Origin of the sequence: Trebonia kvetii, assembly GCF_007827045.1 — a bacterium.
Taxonomy (GTDB): Bacteria; Actinomycetota; Actinomycetes; order Streptosporangiales; family Streptosporangiaceae; genus Trebonia; species Trebonia kvetii.
The window spans coordinates 1-23,486 of record NZ_RPFW01000013.1 but is presented as its reverse complement, the minus strand read 5'-3'; the positions used below and the strand labels follow the sequence as shown (position 1 = coordinate 23,486).

Annotated in this window: 19 protein-coding genes, 1 tRNA gene and 1 pseudogene; 11 read left to right on the top strand and 10 right to left on the bottom strand. The window is 69.6% G+C overall.

The window, feature by feature from the left end:
* Positions 1-309: 309 nt before the first annotated feature.
* Positions 310-483, top strand: a pseudogene (locus tag EAS64_RS41730) (response regulator); the annotation flags it as partial.
* A gap of 162 nt (positions 484-645) precedes the next feature.
* Here EAS64_RS41730 and EAS64_RS41725 read toward each other — a convergent pair.
* The 8 genes from EAS64_RS41725 to EAS64_RS41690 form a co-directional block, all read right to left on the bottom strand.
* Positions 646-1,137, bottom strand: a complete 492-nt coding sequence (locus tag EAS64_RS41725; RefSeq protein ID WP_145862258.1) for a VOC family protein — start codon at positions 1,135-1,137, stop codon at positions 646-648.
* A 38-nt stretch (positions 1,138-1,175) separates the two neighbouring features.
* Entirely contained in the window at positions 1,176-2,474 is a 1,299-nt protein-coding gene (locus EAS64_RS41720) for an adenylosuccinate synthetase (protein WP_145862257.1), read from the bottom strand.
* Positions 2,471-3,481, bottom strand: a complete 1,011-nt coding sequence (locus EAS64_RS41715) for a hypothetical protein (RefSeq protein WP_145862256.1) — start codon at positions 3,479-3,481, stop codon at positions 2,471-2,473. Before EAS64_RS41715 ends, EAS64_RS41720 begins: the two co-directional genes overlap by 4 nt.
* Positions 3,482-3,520: 39 nt before the next feature.
* Complete coding sequence (locus EAS64_RS41710) at positions 3,521-4,306, bottom strand: NUDIX hydrolase (protein ID WP_246116139.1); 786 nt, start codon at positions 4,304-4,306, stop codon at positions 3,521-3,523.
* A gap of 143 nt (positions 4,307-4,449) precedes the next feature.
* Positions 4,450-5,091 (bottom strand): GTP-binding protein, encoded by a 642-nt coding sequence (locus tag EAS64_RS41705; RefSeq protein ID WP_145862254.1) that lies wholly within the window; start codon positions 5,089-5,091, stop codon positions 4,450-4,452.
* Positions 5,072-5,398 (bottom strand): DUF742 domain-containing protein, encoded by a 327-nt coding sequence (locus tag EAS64_RS41700; protein WP_246116138.1) that lies wholly within the window; start codon positions 5,396-5,398, stop codon positions 5,072-5,074. Before EAS64_RS41700 ends, EAS64_RS41705 begins: the two co-directional genes overlap by 20 nt.
* Positions 5,399-5,518: 120 nt before the next feature.
* Positions 5,519-5,944: a roadblock/LC7 domain-containing protein gene (locus tag EAS64_RS41695; RefSeq protein WP_145862252.1), complete on the bottom strand. Its 426-nt coding sequence runs from the start codon at positions 5,942-5,944 to the stop codon at positions 5,519-5,521.
* Positions 5,944-7,542, bottom strand: coding sequence for a sensor histidine kinase (locus EAS64_RS41690; RefSeq protein WP_145862251.1), 1,599 nt, complete (start codon positions 7,540-7,542; stop codon positions 5,944-5,946). Before EAS64_RS41690 ends, EAS64_RS41695 begins: the two co-directional genes overlap by 1 nt.
* A 522-nt stretch (positions 7,543-8,064) precedes the next feature.
* Between EAS64_RS41690 and EAS64_RS41685 the strand changes: the two genes are divergently transcribed.
* The 3 genes from EAS64_RS41685 to EAS64_RS41675 are packed head-to-tail and all read left to right on the top strand — an operon-like array spanning position 8,065 to position 11,434.
* Positions 8,065-9,618 carry an APC family permease gene (locus EAS64_RS41685; protein WP_145862250.1) on the top strand — a complete coding sequence of 518 codons (1,554 nt, stop codon included), beginning with the start codon at positions 8,065-8,067 and terminating at the stop codon, positions 9,616-9,618.
* Positions 9,615-10,490 carry a nucleotidyltransferase family protein gene (locus EAS64_RS41680; RefSeq protein ID WP_145862249.1) on the top strand — a complete coding sequence of 292 codons (876 nt, stop codon included), beginning with the start codon at positions 9,615-9,617 and terminating at the stop codon, positions 10,488-10,490. The genes EAS64_RS41685 and EAS64_RS41680 overlap by 4 nt, the downstream gene beginning before the upstream one ends.
* Positions 10,487-11,434 (top strand): metallophosphoesterase family protein, encoded by a 948-nt coding sequence (locus EAS64_RS41675; RefSeq protein ID WP_222850017.1) that lies wholly within the window; start codon positions 10,487-10,489, stop codon positions 11,432-11,434. The genes EAS64_RS41680 and EAS64_RS41675 overlap by 4 nt, the downstream gene beginning before the upstream one ends.
* Before the next feature lie 27 nt (positions 11,435-11,461).
* On the opposite strand, the gene EAS64_RS41670 is transcribed toward EAS64_RS41675, so the two are convergent.
* The gene (locus EAS64_RS41670; protein WP_145862248.1) at positions 11,462-13,798 is read right to left on the bottom strand and encodes a tetratricopeptide repeat protein; all 2,337 of its coding nucleotides are present in this window, start codon (positions 13,796-13,798) and stop codon (positions 11,462-11,464) included.
* A 257-nt stretch (positions 13,799-14,055) separates the two neighbouring features.
* Here EAS64_RS41670 and EAS64_RS41665 point away from each other — a divergent pair.
* The 3 genes from EAS64_RS41665 to EAS64_RS41655 all read left to right on the top strand — a co-directional run bounded on the left by EAS64_RS41665 (position 14,056) and on the right by EAS64_RS41655 (position 15,152).
* Positions 14,056-14,129, top strand: a tRNA-Arg gene (locus EAS64_RS41665).
* A 397-nt stretch (positions 14,130-14,526) separates the two neighbouring features.
* Positions 14,527-14,748, top strand: coding sequence for a type II toxin-antitoxin system VapB family antitoxin (gene vapB, locus EAS64_RS41660; RefSeq protein ID WP_145862247.1), 222 nt, complete (start codon positions 14,527-14,529; stop codon positions 14,746-14,748).
* A complete protein-coding gene (locus EAS64_RS41655; RefSeq protein WP_145862246.1) occupies positions 14,745-15,152 on the top strand; it encodes a PIN domain nuclease in 408 nt (135 codons plus the stop codon). The genes vapB and EAS64_RS41655 overlap by 4 nt, the downstream gene beginning before the upstream one ends.
* Positions 15,153-15,438: 286 nt before the next feature.
* On the opposite strand, the gene EAS64_RS41650 is transcribed toward EAS64_RS41655, so the two are convergent.
* Positions 15,439-17,592 (bottom strand): spermine/spermidine synthase domain-containing protein, encoded by a 2,154-nt coding sequence (locus EAS64_RS41650; RefSeq protein ID WP_145862245.1) that lies wholly within the window; start codon positions 17,590-17,592, stop codon positions 15,439-15,441.
* 692 nt (positions 17,593-18,284) lie between these two features.
* On the opposite strand from EAS64_RS41650, the gene EAS64_RS41640 reads away from it, so the two are divergent.
* The 4 genes from EAS64_RS41640 to EAS64_RS41625 all read left to right on the top strand — a co-directional run bounded on the left by EAS64_RS41640 (position 18,285) and on the right by EAS64_RS41625 (position 22,871).
* Complete coding sequence (locus tag EAS64_RS41640) at positions 18,285-18,494, top strand: dodecin family protein (RefSeq protein WP_145859319.1); 210 nt, start codon at positions 18,285-18,287, stop codon at positions 18,492-18,494.
* Between the two features lie 499 nt (positions 18,495-18,993).
* Positions 18,994-19,422 (top strand): PPOX class F420-dependent oxidoreductase, encoded by a 429-nt coding sequence (locus EAS64_RS41635; protein WP_145862244.1) that lies wholly within the window; start codon positions 18,994-18,996, stop codon positions 19,420-19,422.
* A 111-nt stretch (positions 19,423-19,533) separates the two neighbouring features.
* Entirely contained in the window at positions 19,534-20,307 is a 774-nt protein-coding gene (locus EAS64_RS41630) for an ABC transporter ATP-binding protein (RefSeq protein WP_145862243.1), read from the top strand.
* Positions 20,308-20,309: 2 nt separating this feature from the next.
* A complete protein-coding gene (locus EAS64_RS41625) occupies positions 20,310-22,871 on the top strand; it encodes an ABC transporter permease (protein WP_145862242.1) in 2,562 nt (853 codons plus the stop codon).
* Positions 22,872-23,486 lie beyond the last annotated feature (615 nt).

Genomic DNA, 23,486 nt, shown 5'->3' with positions numbered 1-23,486 from the left:
CTCCGCGATTGTCCGGGGGGTGACGGTTGCAGTCTTGCACGTGCGTTTTGCACCAAGGAACGAGACGGGGAAAAGATCGGCAATTCTACCTATCGCACCTGCAATGCGGCACTACCCGCCTTGGGCTGGGAAATCGTCGATCTTCACCAGGCCTGCGCCTTGCGGCATTGCTGCCGCTCGCGGCAGCTCCGCGGCGCGTTGCGGCAGCCCTGCGGACGAAGCAGGCAGAAGTGCGCAAAGCGCCCCGGGGTGCCGAGCACAATAGACAGCAGAACCCCCATCCCCGACCTCGGCGGCAGCAACTGACTCATGGCAGAAGGTGTGCACAGCCCGCGAGTGCTCGTCGTCGACGATGAGCCGAACATTCGTGAGCTTCTCCAGGTGGCCCTGACCTTTCACGGCTGCGCCGTGACGACGAGCGCCACCGGGAAGGAGGCGATCACGCTCGCGGACGCCTTCGACCCCGACCTGATCGTGCTCGACGTGCTGCTGCCGCCTCCGTCCCCGGCGAGGGGACAACCGTCCGCGCGTGGATCCCGGTCAAGGCCGGCCGGCCCGTCGGCTAACGGCCTCTACAGCGATGAATGTACGGATGAGCCGGCTCTGGCCGGCCCAACGGTACTCGCTTGGCCATCAGACGCGGCGTTAGACGACCTTCGTGCCGTACATCTCGCCGAGGGGGTCGGCGAGCAGCTCGAGGCGGACGCCGTCCGGGTCCTTGAAATAGATCGAGGTGCCGCTCGCCACCTGGTACTCCACCCCGGCCGCGTCGAGCTTGCCGCGCAGGTGATCCCACTTCTCCTTGGTGACGGAGATGGCGATGTGGTTGATGTTGCCGAGCGTCTCCATATACGGCCCCAGGTCCAGGCCGGGGAAGTCGAAGAACGCCAGCAGGTTCCCGTTGCCCACGTCGAAGAAGAAGTGCGTCGACCCCTTGTAGTCCCTGTTGCCGAACAGCTCGGTGAGCGGGAACTCAAGCAGCCCCTGGTAGAACTTGATCGTCTGCTCGACGTCGGAGCAGATCAGCGCCGCGTGATGGATGCCGCGCGCGGAACTTTCCGGCCGCTCCGCCGGGATGTACTGGGCCGCGAGGCGGGCACGCTCCGCCTTGATGGCCGCCAGGTCGATGTCAGTCATGAGTCCCCCTGAGTCACCACGCACCCGTTCCCGTCACCCTATCGGGACATAGCAGCGAGCAGCCGGGTGGTCTTGGCCTCCCGCCCTGGACCGCGGGAACGGATCACGACCGGCGCGCGGAGGATTTCCGCGACCGCGCCTGGCCAGTCTTCCGCCGCCAGCCGTTCGGTGTCGTCGTAGCCGGGGCGCGCTTTCAGCAGGGTGGTCGTGAGGTCCTGCTGGTAGGACAGGTCACGGTGCGGTCCCGGCGTTATAGCCGCGTGCACCTCGCCGTCGATGCGGTAGCTCCGGCAGATGCGCAGTCCGCCCGCGTGCCTTTCCGCGGTATCCAGGTGAGTGAGCGCGACCGCGTCCACTCCCCCGGCGACCTCGCATCCGTAGCGCAGGGCGACCGCGTCCAGGTGGCCGACGCGGAACTGGCCCTGCCAGCGGCCGTCCTTGTTGTGCTTTTCCGGCACGTGCAGCGCGGGATCTTCGGTCGGGAACGGGCCGTGGCCGTGCCTGGTCTGGTAGGTCCTGGTCACGCCGAGGCGTGTCGCGGACGCGCCCGCCTCGGCAAGCAGGGCTTCCGCGTTCTCGAACGTGGTCGTGGACCAGGTCGTGAAGGGGTGGAAGCCGCGCCATTCGTCGAGCAGCACGCCCTGCGCGCCCTCGAAGACGACCGGGCCGCTGCGCAGCAGCCCCGTCAGGTACCCGTCGCCGGCCAGCGTCACCCGGGCGAAGATCTCCCGGTAGACGGTCGCGAGATCCGCGGCTCGCGGCAGCGTCATCGGGACCGTCCCTTCGATGGCCGCGATGTCGGCGAGGGCCTTGTCGCGCAGTCGCTCGAGCTTGCCGTGCATTTTCCGCGGGGAGTCGATGTCGCCGCCGCGTGGCGCGTCGTCCGGACGGTCCAGGGCATAGGCGGCCGTCTCGCCGATGCCCATCCCGCACGAGCCGTGCCTGCCGTCGCCGCGCGCCCGTTCCCTGGCCTGGTTGACGGCGCGGTGGTACGGCGTGGTGAGCAGCGCGCCCCTGTCGATCGCGACCAGGCCGAGCGGACTTGGGACGCCTTTTCTTGCGAGCTGTTCCGCCTCTGCCACCAGAGCCAGCGGGTCGACGAGCATGTACCTGGACAGGAATGTTCTGGTGCCGGGTGTAAAGGTGCCCGAGCAGAACTGGGCGAACGGGTGCGGCGCGCCGTCCGGTGCGAGGACGTGGTGGGCGGCCTGGGCGCCGCCGTTGAAACGGACCACCGCCTGGACCGGTCTGCACGCGCTCGCGCAGAGCCAGTCCACGATCGTGCCCTTGCCCGCGTCACCGTAGCCAAGGTCGACGACGATCACGTGACCGTTCACAGCAGGACGCTGCCGTTCGGAAAGTCAAGATCTCTGCCATCGGAACGGGTTCGGCTGCCTCCCCCAGGTCCGCCGTCGCGCGCCGGGCGGGGTGCGGGCAGCGCGTGCGGCGCGCGGGGCGCGCCGATGGCGGCGAGCGCGCGTTCGACGGCCGGGCCGGCGGTCGAGCCGACGTCGCGCAGGTCGCCGAGGCCTGCTGCCAGGTCGATGGCCTCCTCGCCGAGCCCCACGGTGAGCGCGATCGTCTCGCACACCGCGTCCAGGTCGGCGAGCTCGATCACGTTCTGGCCGAGCAGTGAACGCCAGGTGCCGAGCACCTGGCCGTCGCCCGCGTACGAGGCGCCCTCCGGTAGCAGGTAATAGGTGTCCCAGCGCCTGGTGAGCTGTGCGATCAGGTTGCGGATCGGGACCGGCTGCGGCAGCTCGTCGCCGATCCAGCCGCTCACCTCGCGGGGCTTGACCGCCTGGTAGGGCATCTCGTCGCCGATGATGAACAGGTAGCCGCGCTTGCCGCGCTTCTCGAAGCAGTCGATCGCGGTGTGCCTGGCCATGAAGTACATGGCGAGCTCGTAGGACTCGGTCTTCTGGCCGCCACCACCGCCCTCGAGCAGTATCCGCTCCAGGTCCTTGTCCATCCGGTTGTCTGACTCGAACTGGCCGATCTGCAGAGGCGCCCTGTCGCAGGTCGCGTCGCCGATCGCGCCGAACATGAGCTGCGGGTCCGTCGCGTAGCCGCCGTCCTTGAGCAGGCCGAGGAGCTTGGGCAGCTTCTTCTGCAGCGTCCGCGGCACCGCGCCCATCGAGCCTGTCACGTCGAACAGCACCGCGATCGCCAGCGACCGCGGGTGCTCCGCGGAGTCGCGGCTCTCCCGCTTGCCCACGTCGAACGGGTCGAGGCTGGGGTGCACGGTGCGCGCGCCCGAGTCGCTGTAGCCGAACGCGCTCGCGCCGTTGCGCAGCCGCGCGGCGGTCTCGTATACGTCTGATGACCAGTAGCCGCTTCCCATGACGGCCTCCTTGTTTCTTCCGTGCTTCGATAGCTGGGGCTAGGGGCGGAGTTCCGCTTCCGTGGCGGGGCGGAGCAGCGCGGGGTGCAGCAGCGTCGCGTCGCCGCGGCGGTAGAGCTTGGCGCGGGGGCCGCCGCGCGGGCCGCCCGTCTCGGTGTGACTGCCGGTGGACTCGACGAAGCCGGGGACGGAGAGCACCTTGCGATGGAAGTTGCCCGCGTGCAGCTTCTCGCCCCAGACCGTTTCGTAGACCTCGCGGAGTTCGGTGATGGTGAACGGCTCGGTGACGAACGCCGTGGCGAGCGGCGTGTACTCGAGCTTTGACCTGGCACGGTCCACCCCGTCGGCGAGGATCGCCGCGTGGTCGAAGGCGAGCGTGCGCGGATCGAGTGCGTTGACCGGAGTCCAGCGGGCGTCGGCGGCGTCGCTGCCCGGCATCGCTTCCGGGAGACCGGGGGCGAAGGCGAGGTAGGCGACGGAGATGACCCGCATCCGCGGGTCACGGCCGGGCGCGCCGTAGCTGCCGAGCTGTTCCAGGTGGCTGGGGCGGAGCGACGCGCCCGCCTCCTCCGCCAGCTCACGGGCGGCGGTCTGCGCCAGGTCTTCCTCGGTCTTGGTGCCGTCCGGTGCTTGGCTCGGCCTGACGAAGCCGCCGGGCAGCGCCCAGCTGCCCTGGAACGGCGGCTCGCCGCGCCTGACGAGCAGCACCTGGAGCTGTGCGTCCCTGATCGTCAGGGCCACCACGTCGACGGTCACCGCGATCGGGTCGTAGGCGCGCGGGTCGTACCCGGCGAGGAAGCCCTCGGTGTCAGGGGTGCTGTCCACGCGGCGCCACCAACCGTTCTGCGTCTCGCTGTTAGTTCTTCTCATTTTGAGAAGTACTCAATATGAGAGTAACTCGCGGAACGGTCCGCGTCAAGGAGACGCCGGCCGCGCGGGCCGCGAGGGTGCCCCGGGCAGGGCGCGGGCTAGCGGCCGAGGGCGGCGACCGGGCGGCCGGGGACCTGACCGGCGCCGGGCTGGCCGGCGGCGATGCTCTCTACCAGGGCGATCAGCACTTCCTTCACGGAGGCGAGGTCGCGGGCGTCGCACAGCACGAGCGGGACGGCAGGGTCGAGGTCGAGTGCCTGGCGGATCTCTTCCGAGTCGTAACTGGGGGCGTCATCGAAGCAGTTGACGGCGACGATGAAGGGGAGCCCGAGCCGCTCGAAGTAGTTGACCGACGGGAAGCAGTCGCTCAGCCGCCGGACGTCGGCCAGTACCACGGCACCGAGCGCGCCGAAGGCGAGTTCGTCCCACATGAACCAGAAGCGCTCCTGGCCGGGCACGCCGAACAGGTACAGCACGAGGTGCTGGCCGATGGTGATCCGGCCGAAGTCGAGCGCGACGGTGGTCGTCTTCTTGTCGGGCAGGCCAGCCAGGTTGTCGCGGCCCACGCTGGCGGCGCTCAGCGTCTCCTCGGTGAGCAGCGGGCGGACCTCGCTGATCGCGCCGACCAGGGTGGTCTTGCCGGCCCCGAAGCCGCCCGCGATGAGGATCTTGTGCGCGGTCAGCACCTGATCGTCGGCCGCCGGGCCGACTCCTTGCTCGTCAGAGTGCACGGAGCCCATTGAGTATCTCCTGGAGAACGTCGTTGCCTGGTAGCTGGGCGCGCGGCGGCCGATGCCGCACCACGGTGACCTCGCCGGCCAGGATCAGGTCGCCGAGCAGCACCCGGACCACGCCGAGCGGCAGCGCCGTCTCCGACGCGATGTCGGCCACCGTCGCCTGCCGCTGGCAGCGGGCCAGGATCTTGCGATGCTCGGGAGTCCTGCGCAGTGGCTCGTCATCGGCTTGCGCGGCCACGTCGGTCGCGACTACCACGGCGATCAGGTCAAGCACCTCGCCGTCGGCGGGTTCGGTACGGCCGCCGGTCACCGCGTACGGGCGGACGACCGGACTGTCGTCGCGGCGTACCCACCTCCCGGAGGGTACGGGGGGTACGGGGGGTCGCCCCCCCGGAGGGCTACCGTCGGGTGGTACGCCCCTCGTCATCGGCTACTCCACCGAGGCCGGGCTCGCGGGAAACCGTGCCTGCGACGCCAGGTGCGGCCTGGCGCGCTTGACCAGCATCGCCATCTCGTACGCCACCGTGCCCGCGTCGGCGGTCGCGGGGCAGAGCGCGGCCATGCAGCTGCCCTCGCCCGCCGCGATGACGAAGAGCAGGCCGCCGGCGAATTCGATGACGGTCTGCCGGACGCCGCCGACGCCGAAGCGGTCGCCGGTGCCGGTGGCCAGGCTCTGCAGGGCGGCCGCCACGGCCGACAGGTGCTCGGCGTCCTCCCGGGACAGGTCCCTGGACGCCGCGAGCAGCAGCCCGTCCCTTGACAAGATGACGGCCCGCCGGAAGTCCTCGACACGCGATGCCAGGTCATCGAGCAACCAGGCGAGGTCGCGCTCCCCCGACCCCTCGTCGATTGCCATCACTCTTCCTCCTCCGTGTGCTGCACTGTCCAGGCCTGTTCCACGGCGCCCCATGGCTCAGCGGCCGCCGCGGCGTCGTTTTCTTCTGCTTCTTCCGCTTCTTCCGCCTCGCGCCGCAACCAGCCGCTCTGCAGCGAGGCCGCCAGCCGGCGGGCGTCGTCCGGCGCGGGGGCCTCCGGGGGTGCGGCCCTCCTGCGGCTGTCCGGCTCAGTGGTGCCGGGGGCCGGGGCCGGCTGCTCCGGGCTGTCGTACTCTGGCCGGACCCGGCGCGGCAGCCCGTGCCTGGTGGTCGCGGACCCGTCCGCCGCCGCATTCCGCACCGCGCCGAGTTCCTCGTCCTCGCGGTCCGCCGACAGCGGGCGGGCCATGGCCGCGCCGACCAGGGTGAAAGGCTCGGGCGACTGGTCGCGTCCGGCGTCGAGCGCGCCGCCCGCGGGCGCCAGCCCGGCATCGGCCCTGGCGAGCACCAGGGTGTCGGGCAGCAGCACGATCGCCTTGGTGCCGCGGTAGGGCGACGGGGTCAGCGAGACCTCGACCGCGTGCCTGGCGGCGAGCCGGCCGGCCACGAACAGACCGAGCCGGTCGGCGTCCACGACGTCGAAGTCGGGCGGGCTGGCCAGCCGGCCGTTGAGCTCGCCGAGCTGTCCGGGCGCGATGCCAAGGCCGCGGTCCTCGACCTCGATGGCGAAGCCGTTGGCCACCCGCTCGGCCCGCACCTCGACCCGGGTCGTCGACGGGGAGAACAGGGCCGCGTTCTCTATCAGCTCCGCGAGCAGGTGGATCATGTCGTTGACCGCCGGGGCGGTCACCACGTCCTCGGAGTCGGTGCGCACGGAGACCCGCTGGTAGTCCTCGGTCTCCGCGACCGCCGCACGGATCACGTCGATGACCGGGACGGGGCCGCTGCGCGGCCGCGGCGCGGGGGCGCCCGCCAGCACCGTGAGGCTCTCCGCGTGCCGCCGCATGCGCGTGGTCAGGTGGTCAAGCGCGAACAGGTCGGCCAGCGCGGCCGGGCTCGACGCCTGCTGCTCGAGGGTGTCGATGATGCGCAGCTGACGGTGCAGCAGCGACTGGTTGCGCCTGCCCAGGCTGGTCAGCACCTGGCGGAAGCCGCCGCGCAGGCTCGCCTCGGCGGTGGCCGCGGCGACGGCGGTGGCCTGCAGCCGGCTGAGCGCGCTCGACACGGCCGCGAATTCGCGCAGCCCCGGCGACGGCAGCGTTCGCGGCGCGGGGGCGGCCGCGCCCTGCCGCAGCTGCGCCAGCGCCTGCGGCACCTGCTCGTCGGCCAGGTAGCGGGCCACCGCGGCGAGGCTGGCGGCCTGGCGGGACAGCCGGCGGGCCACCACGCCGATGGCCACGACCGCGACCAGGGCGACGAGCAGGCCGGCCCCGGCCACCACGGCGGCCTCGATCACCGCCCGGTGCGGGTGCGGCCCGAGCCACCGGTGCAGCGCGCCGCCGAGGACGGCGCCGGCCAGCCCGCCCCATGCCAGCACAAGGCAGCCAAGGGGAAGGACTAGCCGCGTGACGAAGTAGTAACGGACCGTACGCCCGACGGCGGGCGAGGGATCCGTGCCGACCGAACGCGTTCCCGCCATGTGGTCACTCCCGCGATTTTGGCACGCGGCACCCACGCGCCATCGGTCATCCTAATTTCAACGTCTTCAGGGTGGCATGGAACCGCTGACGCGGTTTGCGATACCGTTATGTCCGCAACATATCCGCAACATGCGCCCGCCGCACCCGATTGCGTGTGCTGCGTTTATTTGACTATTTCAATTGCTTCGAAAGTTTGATTTAGCTCGCCGACGGCGAATGAGCCGGTACCGTACTCACGTGACAACACCGGCCTCACGCGCTAACAACTTCCAAAAGATTCACAGGCGTTGATGAATTGGACTGTCCGGCGCGCGTGGATCCCCGTGCCCGCCCACGATGCAGTGAGCGGGTGCCTCTTGTTGACCGACCAAACTCACTGCCAGAGAATTAGCTAGGCAGGTGCGGCCAGGAACCGCGCCGGTGACGCGTGTGCCCCTTATGACAGGCCAGCAAACAGGAGGATTCCAGTGGCCACCGCAGGTGCGCGGGCTGGTTCGCAACCGCCCACAAGCAGTAGGAATTTGTTTGTCCGCAACGCCACCGGCCTCGTACGCGAGCTGAGCGCGTTCGACGCCTTCAACTTGGTGTTCTCCGCAGTGCTTATCCCCATCGGGATCACCGAGGTCATGTCGTTCACCCCGCAATTCTGGCCCCATGCGAATATGCTGGTGTCGTTTCTGCTGGCCACGCCCCTCGTGGCAGCGTGCGGCCTGGTGTACCTGTACTTCACCGTGATCATGCCGCGGTCCGGCGGAGACTACGTGTGGGTGTCACGGACGCTGAACCCGTTCCTCGGCTTCTTCGCGAACCTCTCGCTCACGTTCGTGTTCCTGACCTGGATCTCGTTCAACTTCACCTACATGCTCTCCACCGTGCTGCCGTCCGTCGCGTACGTGGCCGGCTGGAACGCCGGCTGGGTGACCACGCCGGACAAGACCGAGCTGCTGGTCATCTCGACGATCCTGACCGCGATCTTCACCCTCGTGATGGTCCTGGGCGTGCGGCTGGTCGCGCGGTACATGTTCGTCGCGTTCGTGATCGTCTGGGTGGGCATCATCGCCTGGCTCATCGACATGGCAGTCAGCGGCAGCGGGCACTTCACCAGCTCCTTCAACGCCCACTCGGGCGGCACCGTGAGCGGCGTGATCGCCACGGCGAACCACGCGGGCTTCAGCGCGGCCGGCGGGATCGGCTGGGGCGCCACCCTGTTCGGCATGATCTACTGCTTCCAGGTCTACACCGGCTTCCAGTGGACCGGGTACTTCGCCGGCGAGATCCGCAACGTCCGGCGGACCGCCACCACGTCGATCCTGGGCGCGCTGCTCATCTCCGCGATCGGCTACGTGCTCGCGACCGCGCTGATCTACAAGTACTACGGCTTCAACTTCTTCGGCTCGGCCGTGTTCAACGCCTTCAGCGGCAGCGGGAAGTGGACCCTGGGGTTCCAGCCGTACCTGCCCGCGCTGGTGAACTTCCTGCCAGGGCCGCAGTGGCTGCTCGTCTTCATGTCGATGTGCTTCCTGCTCGCGATCGTGTGGTGGACGCCGACCGGGTTCATGATGGGCACAAGGAACATGTTCGCCTGGTCGTTCGACCGGCTCGCGCCCGAGCGGCTCACCCAGGTCTCCGACCGGTTCCACACGCCGGTGCTCGCCACCGTCGTCATCGGCGTCATCGTGGAGATACTCAACTACTTCAACATCTACCAGGGGCTCGGCAGCTACCTGCTCAACGCGCTCGTGGTCATGGGCGTGGCGTTCATCATCGTGTCGCTCGCGGCGGCGGTCGTCCCGTGGCGGCGCCCAGGGATGCACGCGCAGGCGCCCGGCTGGGCCAAGGTGTCGCTCGCCGGCGTGCCCGTCATCACGGTCGTCGCGGTTATTTCGGCGATATCGTGGGGATTCGTCATCTATGTCGCCCTGCACACCGGCATCAGCTCGGTCGGCTGGAAGCCCATGATCGAGGCCTTCTCCGTCCCGGCCGCGGGCATCGTCTACTACATCGGCGTCCGCCTGGTGCGGCGTGCCCAGGGCATGCAGCTCAGCCAGGCATTCGCGGAGATTCCGCCGGAATGACCGACGGCTACACCGGGGCGCCCGGCCCTCCCCTGGGGGAGGGCCGGGCGCCTCGCGGTGAACAGCCCCCCGCGGGCGGCCAGCCCGCCATGGGCACTGCGGGCGAGCCCGCCATGGGCACTGCGGGCGGCGAGCCCGCCATGGTTACCGCGGGGCGGGCCGTGGTGGCCGCCGCGGCGGCCAGGGACATCCCGGTCCGGCTGATCGGCGGCGTGGCCATCTGGCTGCGCGGCACGGACGGGCCGCGGTCGGTGCTCGGGCGCAGTTACCCGGACATCGACGTGGTGGCGCACAAGAAGCAGTCGCGCAAGCTGCGCGGCGTGCTCGAGGAGGAGGGATTCGAGCCGGAACGGGTGTTCAACGCGACGCACGGCGCACGGCGGCTGCTCTACTACGGCCCGGGCGGCTGGCAGGTGGACATCTTCCTCGACACCTTCGAAATGTCGCACACACTCGACCTCGGCACCCGGCTCGAGGCCGAGCCAGAGACGCTGGCCGCCGCCGAGCTGCTGCTCACCAAGCTGCAGATCGCCGAGGTGAACGCCAAGGACCTGTCCGACACCGCCATGCTGCTCTGGGACCACGAGCCGGGCGCCGCCGACGGTCCCGGCCTGCTCAACCTGGCCCCGGTGGTGTCCCGGTGCGCCGCCGACTGGGGCCTGTACACCACGGTGACCGACAACCTCGACGCCTGCGCCTCGCTGCTCGGCGACCTGGTGCCGGGCGCCGCCGACCGGCAGCGGATCGCCGGCCGGATCGCGGACATCGCCGGCGCCGTGACCGCCGCGCCCAAGTCGTCCCGCTGGCAACTGCGGGCCAGGGTGGGCCGCCGGGTGCGCTGGTACGAACTGCCTGAGGAGGTCAATCGGTGACCATGCGGATCTACTTCGCGACGGACATCCACGGATCGGAGGTGTGCTGGCGGAAGTTCCTCAACGCGGGGCGGTTCTACCACGCGGACGTGCTCATCCTGGGCGGTGACGTGACGGGGAAGGCGGTTGTCCCGGTGGTCGCCGCCGCGGGCGGCTACCGGGTCCGCCAGTTCGCCGGCGACCGGGTGCTGTCCGCCGCCGAGACGGCGGACATGGAGACCCGCATCATGGACATGGGCTTCTACCCGTACCGGACCACCGACGACGAGCTCGACGAGATCTGGGACGACCCGGCGGCGGTGCACCGCGTCTTCCTCAGCGTCATGCGCGAAACGCTGGAGCGCTGGCTGTACATCGCGGAGGAGCGGCTTTCAGGCACGGGTATCCGGCTGTACGCGATGACGGGCAACGACGACCCGCCGGAGCTGCAGGGGATGCTGCGCGACTCGACGGTGCTCACCGAGACCGAGGACCGGCTGCTCGACATCGGCGAGGGCGTCAGCATGGTCTCCTACGGCTACTCCAACAGGACGCCGTGGCACACGCCGCGCGAGCTTGACGACGACGAGCTCGAGCGCCGGCTTGAGAAGCTCGCCGCCCAGGTGCGGCGACCGGAGCGGGCCATATTCAACTTCCACGTGCCGCCCGCCCGCACCGCCATCGACAAGGCCCCGGCACTCGACGGCTCGCTCAAGCCGGTCGTCAAGGGCGGCACCGTGCAGATGCAGTCCGTGGGGTCCGAGGGCGTGCGCCGGGTACTCGAGCGGTATGAGCCGATGCTCGGGCTGCACGGGCACATTCACGAGTCACGCGGCGCCGTCAGGCTCGGCCGCACGCTGGCGATCAACCCGGGCAGCGAGTACGGGGACGGCGTGCTGTGCGGGGCGCTGCTCGAGGTCGACGGCAAGCGCGGCGTACGGCACTACCAGCTGCCCACCGGGTAACGCCGGGCCAGCGGCGCCTGGCCCGGGCTAGGCGTTGGCCATCGCGTTGAGGCTGTCGCGGACGGCCTCCGTCAGCGGGTCGTTCGGCGCGAGCACGCGCTCGCAGTCGGCGAGGGTGACCCGCAGCAGGGCTGTCGCCTCGCTCACCCGGCCCAGGGCATAGTGCGCGTGCGCCAGGTTGGCGCGCGCCGCCAGGGTGTCCGGATGATCCGGGCCGAGCACCCGCTGGCAGTCTGCGCGGGTGCGCTCGTAGAGCTCGAGCGCGCTGGCCAGGCGGCCCGCCGAGTGATAGGCGGAGGCGAGGTTGCCGCGGACGCCGATCGTCTCTGGTGCGTCCGCACCGCGCACCCGCTCCAGACTGACGAGCGCGCGCTCGTACAGCGCGGTGGCGTCTCGCAGGCGGCGGGCCGCGTGATACGCCGAGGCGAGGGCGGTCACCGCGTCCAGGGTGTCGGGGTGGTCGGGGCCGAGCACCCGCTCGGCGCCGGATACCGCGCGGCCGCCGTGCCCGATCGCGTCCTTGGTCTTGCCGGCGCTCACGCAGGCGAGCGCCAGCGTGCGCCGGGTGCGGATGGTCTGCGGATCGTCGGGTCCCTGCCGCCGCTCCCGTTCGGCGAGCGTTCGCTCGATCAGCCGGATCGCCTCCTGCTGGCGTCCGGCGGCCTGGTAGGCGGCGGCCAGGCTGTCGGAGACGGCGAGCACGTCGATGACGCCGCGGTGCCGGTCGCTGACCGCGAGCACGCCCTCCAGGATGACGATCGAGTCGGCGGTCTGCCCGACGTGGCGCAGCACCGTCCCGTAGTCCGCCCTGGCGGCGATCGTCCGCGGGTGATCAGGGCCGAGCTGCCTGCCCTGGATCTCAAGCACCCGCTGGTAGATCGCGACCGCGTCGGACGCCCGGCCGGCCGCGAGCGCGGCGCTTGCCAGCCGGGTGGCGGCAAGCAGGCTGTCCTCGTGCGCCGCGCCAAGGCGGCGCTCGCTCGCGGCCGCGACGTCATGCCAGTGGGCAAGCGCCGGGCCGCTGAGCCCGGCGGCGTCCAGGCTGTCACCGGCGCGGTAAAGCACACGGTAGGACCCGGCGGCCCAGAGCGCCTCGCCCGCCGCCTCGTCCAGGCTGGCCGCGCAGCCGCGCAGTGCACAGCCGAGCTCGGCTCTCTCGTCGCCGTCTGGCCAGGCCGCGAGGAGCGCGCCAGCGGCGGCGCGGGCGGCATCCGCCCGCACGTGCTCCGGGGTGACGGCCAGCACCTGGGCACGGACCGTCTGGTGCATGAGCACCAGCCGGTCGGCGGCGCCGAGCAGCCCGCTCGCGCGCAGGCTGGCGAGCGCGGCGGGGACCGGGTCGAGGCCCGCTGCCGCGGCTGCCCGCGAGGCGGCGAAGTCCGCGGCGGCGTGGCTGACGAGGACCTGCTCTGGTATGCCAAGGGAGCCGAGCAGCGCGGCAAGCACGAGCAGCGGCTGGGTGGTCCCGCCCGGCGTCAGCTCGTCCGCGCATTCGACCGACAGGGTCCAGGTCACCGCCTTCGGCGCGGGCGGCATGCCGCCAGGGCCGGCGAGTTCCTCCCGGCGCTTGGCGAACATGTCGCGGTAGTCGCGGCAGCTCACGCCCGAGGCGCTGATCGCGGCACTGGCCTGCGCAAGCGCAAGCGGGTCACAGGCCAGGTCGTCCACCACGTCGATCGCCCCGAGCCGCCGCTCGGGGTCCGCACTGAGCCGGGCCATGAGGTAGGTCAGCGCCTCGTGCACGCTGAACGGGCCAACAGGGAAGACCACCGGGCGCTGCGACTCGGGTACGGTCGCCGGGTCCAGCGTGCTCACCAGCACCCGGCCGGACGGCCCGGACGGCCAGAGCCCGTCCACGTCCGCCGGATCGGACAGGCCGTCAAGTACGACGAGCCACGGCCGGTCTTCGCTGGCGAGCCAGGAAAGATAGCGCGTGGCGGTCGTCTCCGCGTCGCTCGCTGACCCGGCGCCTGCCGTGCCAAGGCCCGGCTGACCGGATTCCCCTGCGGGGTCGCCTGGCCGCGCGGCGGCGGCCCGCGCATAGCCGGACAGGACGAGGTCGCGGCTGGCAGCGTCGATCCAGGCCAGCAGGCCGTCGTCGTGCGCGGCCAGCCAGTCGCGGGCAACCAGCGCGGCCAACTGCGTCTTGCCGGTGCCACCAGGCACGTCGCGGGCGCTGCCCGGTGGCGGCGCGGCGAGCACCAGGCACTGGCCGACGGGAAGCTCGTCCAGCGGGGCAGGGCCGGACTGCGGCCTGCGAGTCAGGCAGTCCGCCGGGGCGGGTACGGAGCCGGAGACGATCCGGCCGTCCTGTGTGCGGGCCGCCGGATCGTCCGGCGCACCGCTAGTCACGTCGCTGCTCACGGCAGGCCTACCGTCACCCTCTGATCCCGGTCACCGGAACCTCCGTCATACGGGCTTGACTGCTTGCACAACCCTACGGGGAGTGCGCGAGGCGTAGCGGAAGAATCACCTCTTACGGGGAAATTTGGCCAGAGGGACATAGTCTGCGGGGGGAGCCGGCCGAATCCGTTCGGTATATTTATGAAGGTCTACCTCTCGCGGACCGCGACCTGCACGTGGCCAATGCGTGATCTTCGGCGTGCACAATGGTCATCCGAGCGCCAGTAGCTCAGTCGGATAGAGCGGCTGCCTTCTAAGCAGCGGGTCGCGGGTTCGAATCCTGCCTGGCGCACCTGGTAAACGGGTATCTCGGTTTTCGAACGAATCGTCCTGCGATGCTTGAAGCCAACTGTGGTGGGCGTTCCTGGGTGCCGCGGGGCCATGCGGCCGGCGGCACCTTTGCCGAGGCGCTGCGCGCAGTGCCGCCCTTCGGGCCGGCCCTGCCGGCCGCCGTCCTTTGTTGCGCGCAGGCGGGTCGACCTGAGGCCGACCTCGGGCCTGGGACGGCCTCGCCTGGGCTGACTGGGCAAGTCGTCCTGCCCTGAGCAGATCAGACACTCGCGGATGCGGCCCCGGCTTGCTCGAGCGTGACTCTTTGGTGTGTGCGGCGCGCAGACGAAGGCAAGCGTGATCTCGCATGACGCTTTCGCTCAGGCGTGATATCATGGGATATCACGTGGGAGGTGGCCATGACTGACATGCTGATCCGCGACGTGCCCGATGACGTCATCGCCGCACTGGAAACCCATGCCCGCCGGCTGGGGCTGTCGCGCACCGAGTACGTCCGGCGCAGGCTCGCCCAGGACGCGGCCCTGTCCGACTCCCCGGTCAGCGCCGGGGACCTGGAGCGGTTCGCCGCGACCTTCGGGAACCTGGCTGACCCGGACGTGATGTCGCAGGCCTGGCAGTGACCGACTGGCTGATCGACAAGTCCGCCCTGGTCCGCCTCGGCGCCAGTCCGGACTCTGCGGGGTGGGCCAGCAGGATCGAGCGCGGGCTAGTCCGGATCACCACCGTCACCCGGCTTGAGGTGGGCTACTCCGCCCGGTCAGGAGCCGACCTGCGGGCCGGGCTGCGCCAGCCGCCCGTTTCGGCGATGCCGGTGGAGTACCTGACTCCGGCGATCGAGGACCGGGCCGTGGAGGTGCTGACGCTGCTTGCCGACCGGGGGCCGCACCGGGCCCCTTCGGTTCCTGACTTGATCATCGCTGCGACGGCCGAGCTCGCCGGACTTACCGTGCTGCACTGCGATAAGGACTTCGACCTCATCGCCAGCGTTACCGGGCAGCCAGCCGAATGGCTCGACGCGTCCTGACCGACACGCGCGATCCATCGCTCACTAGCGGCTAACTACTGACAGTAATGGCTGTGACTCTACGGGCAAGATGATTGCACTCAGATCGATTATTTGCGTCTTTGAGTTTCGTGCTCTCTTCCGGGATAACCACCCAGATTATCCGGTTCTGATCCCCCACAGCGGCCGCCGGTTCAAGTCGCAGCGGCTCTGCCACCGCGTCGGGCAGCAGTCCGGGGTCGGCGCTGACGAGGCCAAGCTGCGCAGGGTGGCTGAGCAGGTGCAGCAGCGAGTTGCAGATCATCCCCTACCGCGCGGCCTCGGCCATCGGAGATCCGCTTGGCGCCTCACGGCTGACGGCGCGCAGGTGACCGCGGCCGGTGATGAACGCGAGCCCGTACAGCAGCGCCACGACGACGAGCAGCCACCGGTACCCGGCGATCAGCGACAAGTACTCCAGAACCCCGCCGAGGATCGCGCCGAGCAGGTTGGCCCCGAACGCCGTACCGGAGTCGCCAGTAGTGCGGAATCGCTGCGCGAAGACCATGTTAGCCACGAAGATCGGCGCGAACGCGATGACCACGGCCACGGCGAACCGGGGCAGTGGTGACAAGGTAAGCAGCGACTCCGGCGGGACCGCCCAGGCCGCCACGAGCGCGGCAAGCAGAGCGGCGTACAGCAGCGCCGGCCGCCGAACCACTACATGCCTGGACACCTCGACCGCAGCGAGTACGGCCACCAGCACGCCTGCCATGACCAGCGCGTTAACGAGCCAGGTAGTGCCGAACAGCAGGGCGAACTGGACGATGTTCTTGGTTTCGAGCAGCATGAACGCCGCGCCCATGAAGAACAGGTCAGCGTAGCCGGTCATCCTCCGGTACGGCCCGGAGGCGGGGCGCACAAGCAGGATCGAGGCCAGCAGGATCAGGCCGAGCGTCACCAGGTACAGCCCGGGGATCGAGTTACCGTCCAGGTAAACGAACGGGTGGTCGTCGGTGGCCGGCGCGATCGCGTTCGCCGGGCGCTGCCAGACGGTGCCACAGTGCGTCGCCGACGGGCTCACGCTCACGGAGAGCACGGTAAGCCCATTGGGATTGTCGATACACGGGGCCTGCCCGAAGGCGACGTCCAGGGTGTTCGCGAGCCGGTCGCGCAGCCACGTCGTCCGGTAATAGTTGTACATGGCGAACAGGCCACCGGGGTTCAGGTGAGCCTTCGCCGCTTCCACAGCCTCGAACGTGAACAGGTAGCTCTCAAGCCGCAGCGAGGACTGCCCGGCCACAAGGGTCAGCGAGTCCGGGAGTGCGAACAGGATCATGTCGTACTTGCTGTGCGCCTGCTCCAGGAAGGCCCGGCCGTCGTTGATGTGAACGGAGACCCGGGGACTCTGGTAGGGGTGGTCGGGGTTCAGGTGCGAGCCCAGCTGATACAGCTCAGGATCGATCTCCACCGCGTCGATGTGCTTGGCGCCCATGTGGAGGGCGTTCGCGACGTCGTCGCCGGTCCCGGCGCCGATTATGAGGACATTATTCAGCGGGTCGCCGGGGGCGCGCATGTACGGTATCGAGTAGGTCTTGCCCATCTTCCTGACCGGGACGATGTCCTGATGCGGGATCCCGTTCGCGGCGATGTGATACCCGTCCCCCGCCTTCGCGTACGAGATGCGGTAGTAGGGCGACCAGATGTCGGTGGACGACACCGATTCCGACCAGAGGATCCCTACCACGGCCAGGGCCGCGGCTACCTGGAGCAGGCCGGCTCGCCTGCCGTAGAGCAGCAGCAGGATCAGCGCGACGATCACCGCCCAGACGACCGGCTTGGCGTCAAGAAACGCCAGCAGCGTGAACGCCGCGATCCCCGCGATGCTGCCGGCGATGTCAAGCCGGTATGCGTCAAGCGGCCGGAATCGCACGAACGTCCGGGCGACCCCCTCTCCAATCGTCGCCATGACCGCCGCGACGGCCAGGAAGACGCAGGGCAGCGTGACCCAGGTGGGCGGGCCGGTGGCATGGAATTTCCCGGCGCCGAAGAAGAGGAGCTGGGTTTGGGCCCGGTCCACCTGGACGGGGAACAGCCTGACGAAAATGATCAGCAGCGCGAGCGCGACCGGGGCCCACGGGAACAGGTTCACGCGGGAGCGTGCCCGCAGGAACCCGATGCCGATGCCGAGGAAGCTGCCGAGCAGGACAAAGTTGGAGAAGTACGACAGGTAAAGGACCAGCGCGCCCAGCCACCGGATGAGTGCCAGCTCGACGAACAGCATCAGGAAGCTGAGCAGGAACAGCCGGAGCCCGAGTGGCAGGAGCACTCCCTCGGCTGACTCTGGCCCGCTCCCGGCGGTGTCGGGGTCGTCCCGTGCCCGCACGACGTCACGGCCTAGGACCATGGCGAGCGTGTCACGCGCCCGCAAGCGCGTCGCGGACGGTGGCGGAGCAACATTACCGGTCTGGTCGCTGGTCATCGCAGGCCGCTTTCACCGGTGGTTAACGACGACTTGCCCACAGTAGCGCAGTCTTGCGTTGACTGTCCGCGCTATCCGCGGTCCTGGCGCCCCCCCGGGCGCCCGGACCGGACGATCCCGTTCTCGTAGCAGAACACCGCGGCCTGGACGCGGTCACGCACCCCCAGTTCAGCGAGCACACGGGCGACGTGGCCGCGGTACCCGGCCAGGAACCGGCGAGCGCGAGCCGCTCGGACTCGGCGAACACCGGCTGGACAGGAACGAGAGCAGTCGAGGGAATCGTGGCGGCCATCGGGCACCTCCAGGAACAGCCGGGACCTGGAAGGCCGGGCCGCAGGTCCCAGCAACGAACGATGCTCGCAACTACGACCTGCGCCGAAGACGAGCTACGCCACGATCCGCAGGTGACCCACCATCTTCAGCACGATCAAGACGCGCTCCATGCCGATTTAGCGCGGCTTGGGATGTCTCAACCCCGGCTGGAAGGTCAGCAGATCAGCCGGGTTCGGCGCGTGTGGTTGCCGGGTGGTCGCGAACCGTTCCCTTTCGTTCGTCGCGGCGCCGTGCCCGCGCACCCCGTGCTCCTGTCAAGTCGGCAAGCCCGAATTTCGCTGCTTGCGGCAACCCCAGCGACAGGGCAGGGTGGCTTTGTTAGCTCAGGGGCGGGCCTCACGTGCTCAAAGGAGAGCGTCATGAGCGTGTACAGGGTGACCGAGATCATCGGGACAAGCAGCACTTCGTGGGAAGACGCGGCAGCGGAGGCGATCAGGACGGCCGCCGGGACGCTCCGCGACCTGCGGGTAGCCGAGGTCGTCAAGCAGGACATCCACCTGGACGAGAGCGGGGCGATCACCTATCGCACGAAGCTCCAGCTCTCATTCAAGTACGAACCTGGCAACTGATCCTGAGCTGCATCCAGCGCTGGCGGGCTGAGTGCGCCAGCTTTCGGGCCCGATCCTGCTGCCATGCCTGAATAGTCCCTTCACGCATCGTAGCCACTAACACGCGCCCGATCTCCGGCATGAGCGTGCGTTCGCAGTCTGGATGTCCTGTGCCAGTTCAGTTCTCTCTTTGTCAATGAAATCGGCCCGTTCACCGGTCTTGCCGGTGGAAACGGCCCGGTGGGGCGACTGCGGGGCCGTACGCTGCCGCGATGGCAGTCGGCGGCGACGCGACGCGATGGTTCGACGGTGCCTGTTACGCAGCGGGTCAGCCATTTTCCTCCTCTGACCAACGAGTTTGCTCGCTGGCCAGAGGCGTGCAGTTGAGTGCTGCGCCACAGTCGGCCCCATCTTCGGGAACATCTGACGGTGCTGCAACGAATTCCTGGCGGCGCCGGCCGGGACCTTCGCCGGGACTTCCGCCACTGGAGCGGAACTGGCGGGAGCGCAGGCTGAGACCATGGACGAAACAGAGTCTGCAGGCAGGCCATCCCAGCTGGGTGCCGGGCCGGTATTCCGCGGCAGGTACCTCAGCATCACCAGCTACAAGCGCGACGGCCGGGGCGTCGCGACCCCGGTGTGGTTCGTCCAACGGGACGGCAGGCTCCTGGTACAGACCGATGCCGCCTCTGGCAAGCTCAAGCGCATCCGCCGCAATCCGCAGGTGCGGATAGCGCTCTGCACGGCGAGCGGCCGGCTGCGCGGCGAGGAGGTGCAGGCGGTGGCGGAGATCCTCCCCGACGCCGAGATCGGCCCGGTCGAGCGCCTTATCGCGGACAAGTACCGGTTCGACATGATCATCTTCAGGCCACTGCGGCTCATCCAGGCCAGGCTGCACCTAGGCCGCCCGAGGACCGGGCCGGCCATCCTGGGCATCACGCCAAGCTGACGTCTCTGAACCACACTAAGCGGAAAGGAAGAACGTCTGGCCGCCTGCCGGCCTTCGCCTCTGCCGGTGCGCGAGGCCGCCGTCTGCATGATGGCGTAGAGGGGTGATGACATGCAGACGACCTTGGCCAGCGGGCAACCTGCCGAAGCGATCAGGACGGCACCCGCGGCACGCATCATTGACGGGACAAAAATCTACGGCTCGGGCTCCACGGCAGTGCGGGCGCTTGACGCCATCTCTGCCGAGTTTGCCGCAGGTGCGTTCACCGCGATCATGGGCCCGTCCGGCTCAGGCAAGTCGACGCTGCTGCACTGCCTGGCGGGCCTGGACCGGCTCACCTCGGGACAGGTGATGATCGGCGATGACGACCTAAGCAGGCTGGACGACAAGGCCATTACGCTGCTGCGCCGCGAGCGCATCGGCTTCGTGTTCCAGGCGTTCAACCTGGTGCCCACGCTGACCGCGCGGGAGAACGTCATTCTCCCGCTGACTCTCGGCGGCAAGAAGCCGGACCGGGCGTGGCTGTCGGAACTGGCCGCCGCGCTTGGCATCACCGACCGGCTCGCTCACCGCCCGGCCGAACTGTCCGGCGGGCAGCAGCAGCGGGTGGCCACGGCACGGGCGCTTATCACCAGGCCCGACCTGATCTTCGCCGACGAGCCGACCGGCAACCTGGATTCCAAGTCGGCGGCTGAGCTGCTCAGCCAGATCCGCCGGGCAGTCGACGAGTACGGCCAGACGGTGGTCATGGTGACCCATGACCCGCGGGCCGCCGGGTATGCGGACCGGGTGCTGTTCCTGGCAGACGGCCGGGTGGTCCGCGAACTGCCCGCCCCGACGGCGGACAGCGTGCTTGACGTGATCCGCGAGCTAGGGACGCGGTAGCCATGTGGGGAATCACGCTGAAAGGCATCCTGGCGCACCGGGTCCGCTATGCGCTGACCGCGCTGGCGATACTGCTCGGCGTCTCGTTCATCTCCGGCACGTTCGTGCTAACCGACACGATCAACAGCACGTTCAACAGCCTCTACCAGCAGATCTACCAGGGCACAGCAGCCGTGGTCCGGGCCACCCAGCCATTTGATCCTGGCCTGTCCTACACCGTCGAGCGTCAGCGGATCGACGCCAGCGTGGCCGGCCCTGTCAGCAAGGTGCCGGGCGTCCGTGCGGTCGCGCTTGATATCGAGGGCTACGCCCAGCTCGTCGGCAAATCCGGTAAGCCGATCGGCGTTGCGTCTAACGGCCCGCCCACGATCGGCATGGCATGGACCAGCGTCGCGGAACTCAGCCCGCTGCGGCTGCTGCCTGGCGGCCAGCCACCGCGCGGCCCCGGCCAGGTAGTGATCGACAAGCATTCGGCCGACATCGGGCACTTCAAGGTCGGCGACAAGGTGCGCGTCCTCACCAAGATGAGCCCAGGCACGTACACGATCAGCGGCCTCGCCACCTGGGGCACCGCGGACAGTCCGCTCGGCGCCAGCATCGCGGCGTTCACCCCGGCCACGGCCGCTCAGCTGCTCGGCCAGCCGGGAAAGGTCAGTCAGCTCGATGTGGCGGCCGAACCGGGGGTCTCGCAGGACACGCTGGTCGCCCGGATTCAGGCCGCCATCCACGACCCCGGCATCGAGGTCGTGAGCGGCCAGTCGGTGACCGCTGAGGGGCAGCAGAGCGTGCATCAGGCTCTCAGTTTCTTCGGCACCTTCCTGCTGACGTTCGGGTTCATCGCGCTGTTCGTCGGCGCCTTCGTCATCTTCAACACGTTCTCGATCGTCGTGGCACAGCGGCTGCGTGAACTTGCACTGCTTCGCGCGGTCGGCGCGAGCCGCCGCCAGGTGTTCGCCGCGGTCCTCGGCGAGTCGCTGGTCGTCGGCCTTGGCGCGTCGGCGGCCGGCCTGGCCGCCGGGATCGGGCTCGCGGTGGCGCTCAAGGCAGGGCTCTCGGCACTCGGCATGGACCTGCCGGCCACCGGCCTCGTCGTCAGCACGCGCACCGTGATGGTCGGCCTGCTGGCCGGCGTGGCGGTCACCGTGGTGTCGGCGATATCGCCGGCCCGCCGGGCGTCCCGTATCCCGCCGGTCGCCGCGCTCCAGGACGTGGCGGCCGAGCCGCGCAGGCCACTGGTCCGGCGTACCGCCGTCGGCGTCGTGTTCACCTTCGGCGGCCTGCTCGCGCTCGGCACCGGCCTGTTCAGCCACCTGTCGAACCGGATGCCACTGGTGGGCATCGGAGCGTCAGCGCTGTTCATCGGCATCGCCGCGCTCGGCCCGTTCGTCGCCCGCCCGGTCTGCCGCCTGCTCGGCGCGCCGCTTGCACGGTTCGGCGCGAGCGGCAAGCTGGGCCAGCAGAACGCGATGCGCAACCCGTCGCGCGCCGCCGCCACGGCCGCGGCGCTGATGGTGGGCGTCTCACTGGTGTCGATGACTACGGTGATGGCGTCGTCGGTCAAGGCGTCGGCCAACTCGGTCATCGACTCGGCGCTGCGCGCGGACTTCGTACTCAGCAGCGGGGCGGCGGCAAGCAGCGGCGGCGGCGGGTTCAGTCCCGCTGTCGAGCCCTCGCTTGCCGCGCTGCCCGGCGTCGCCGACGTTGCGGGAATCCGCGCCGGGGTGGTGAAGGTGTTCGGCCGGGTGACCCCGGTGGTCGCCGCCGATCCGGTCAAGGCGGCGCCGCTGTTCAACCTGGGCATCACCCAAGGGAGCCTGGCCGCGATGTCGCCGACGGGAATCGGCGTGTCGGCTCGGGTCGCGAGCGACCGGCACCTGCGCCTTGGCAGCCCGGTAACGCTGATGTACCCGACCACTGGCACCAAGACCTACACGGTTCAGGTCATCTACAGCGTGCGGGAGATCGCGGGCGACTACGTCCTGCCGCTGGCCGCCGCCCAGGCGAACTTCCCGCAGGGGCTCGACGTCGCCGCGTTCATCAAGCTCGCACCGGGTGTCAGCACCGGCGCCGCCCGGCCCGCGATCGACCGCGTGCTCGCCGCGTACCCGAACGTCACGCTCCAGGACCAAGCACAGTACAAGGCGCAGCAAGCGCAGCAGGTGAACCAGTTGCTCAACCTCGTCTACGGACTGCTCGCGCTCGCGGTGGTCATCGCGCTGATCGGAATCGCCAACACCCTCGCCCTGTCGATCTACGAGCGGACCCATGAGCTGGGGCTGCTCCGGGCGGTCGGCGCCACCCGCGGCCAGCTGCGTGCCGTCGTCCGGTACGAGTCGCTGGTGATCTCGCTGTTCGGAGCGGTCGAGGGCCTGGCGCTCGGCACCCTGTTCGGCTGGGCGATTGTCGCCGCCCTGCACTCGCAGGGAGTCACCCGGCTGGTGTTCCCCGTGACGCAGCTCATCACGCTCGCGGTTCTGGCCGGGGTGGCGGGCATTGTGGCCGCGTTCGCGCCGAGCAGGCGCGCTGCCCGCCTCAACGTTCTGCGGGCGGTGACGACGGAGTAGGCGCCGGTTGCATCGCGCGGAGATCCGTTAGCCAGGCGGCGAGCTGACGGACCTCGGCGCCCTCGCCGCGGAAGCCGACGTAACCGTCGGGGCGGACACCGATCAGGCCACGGCGAGGGACGCTGCCAAGGCGGTGAACGCTGACGAACCGACCCGGTCGCAACGTCCCTGGCCGGTTCGCGTCGCGGTCAAGCAAGATGTGCACACCCGGCCGGGGCGAGCGTCCATCGGTCACCTGATCCGCGGGCCAGGGTGACGGCGTGCTGCGCCAGTTGCCGCGCCCTGGGGGGTCTGCAAGCGTCGAACGAGCGGTGCAGGTCCATGACGACTGCTCCTGGGCAAGACCGTCATCCGGGAAGCCACGATGGCGCTATGTCGCAGCGGCGACAGGGCTGCCGGTGCCGGCGGTGAGAGATGCAGCGGCGCAAAACTGGCGTTCGCCGGTTCGAAGACCGGAGAGGATAACCATTCTGGGGTCGGGTGGCCCAGGGTCGGGTAGCCCGGAGGAACTTCCCCTCCGGGCTCCCACAGATCCCGGCGTGACGCTCTCGCGTCACCGGGCTCCTGTCATCCTGTCCGCCAGTACCACGTCACCTGGTGCCAGTGCGAGAACAT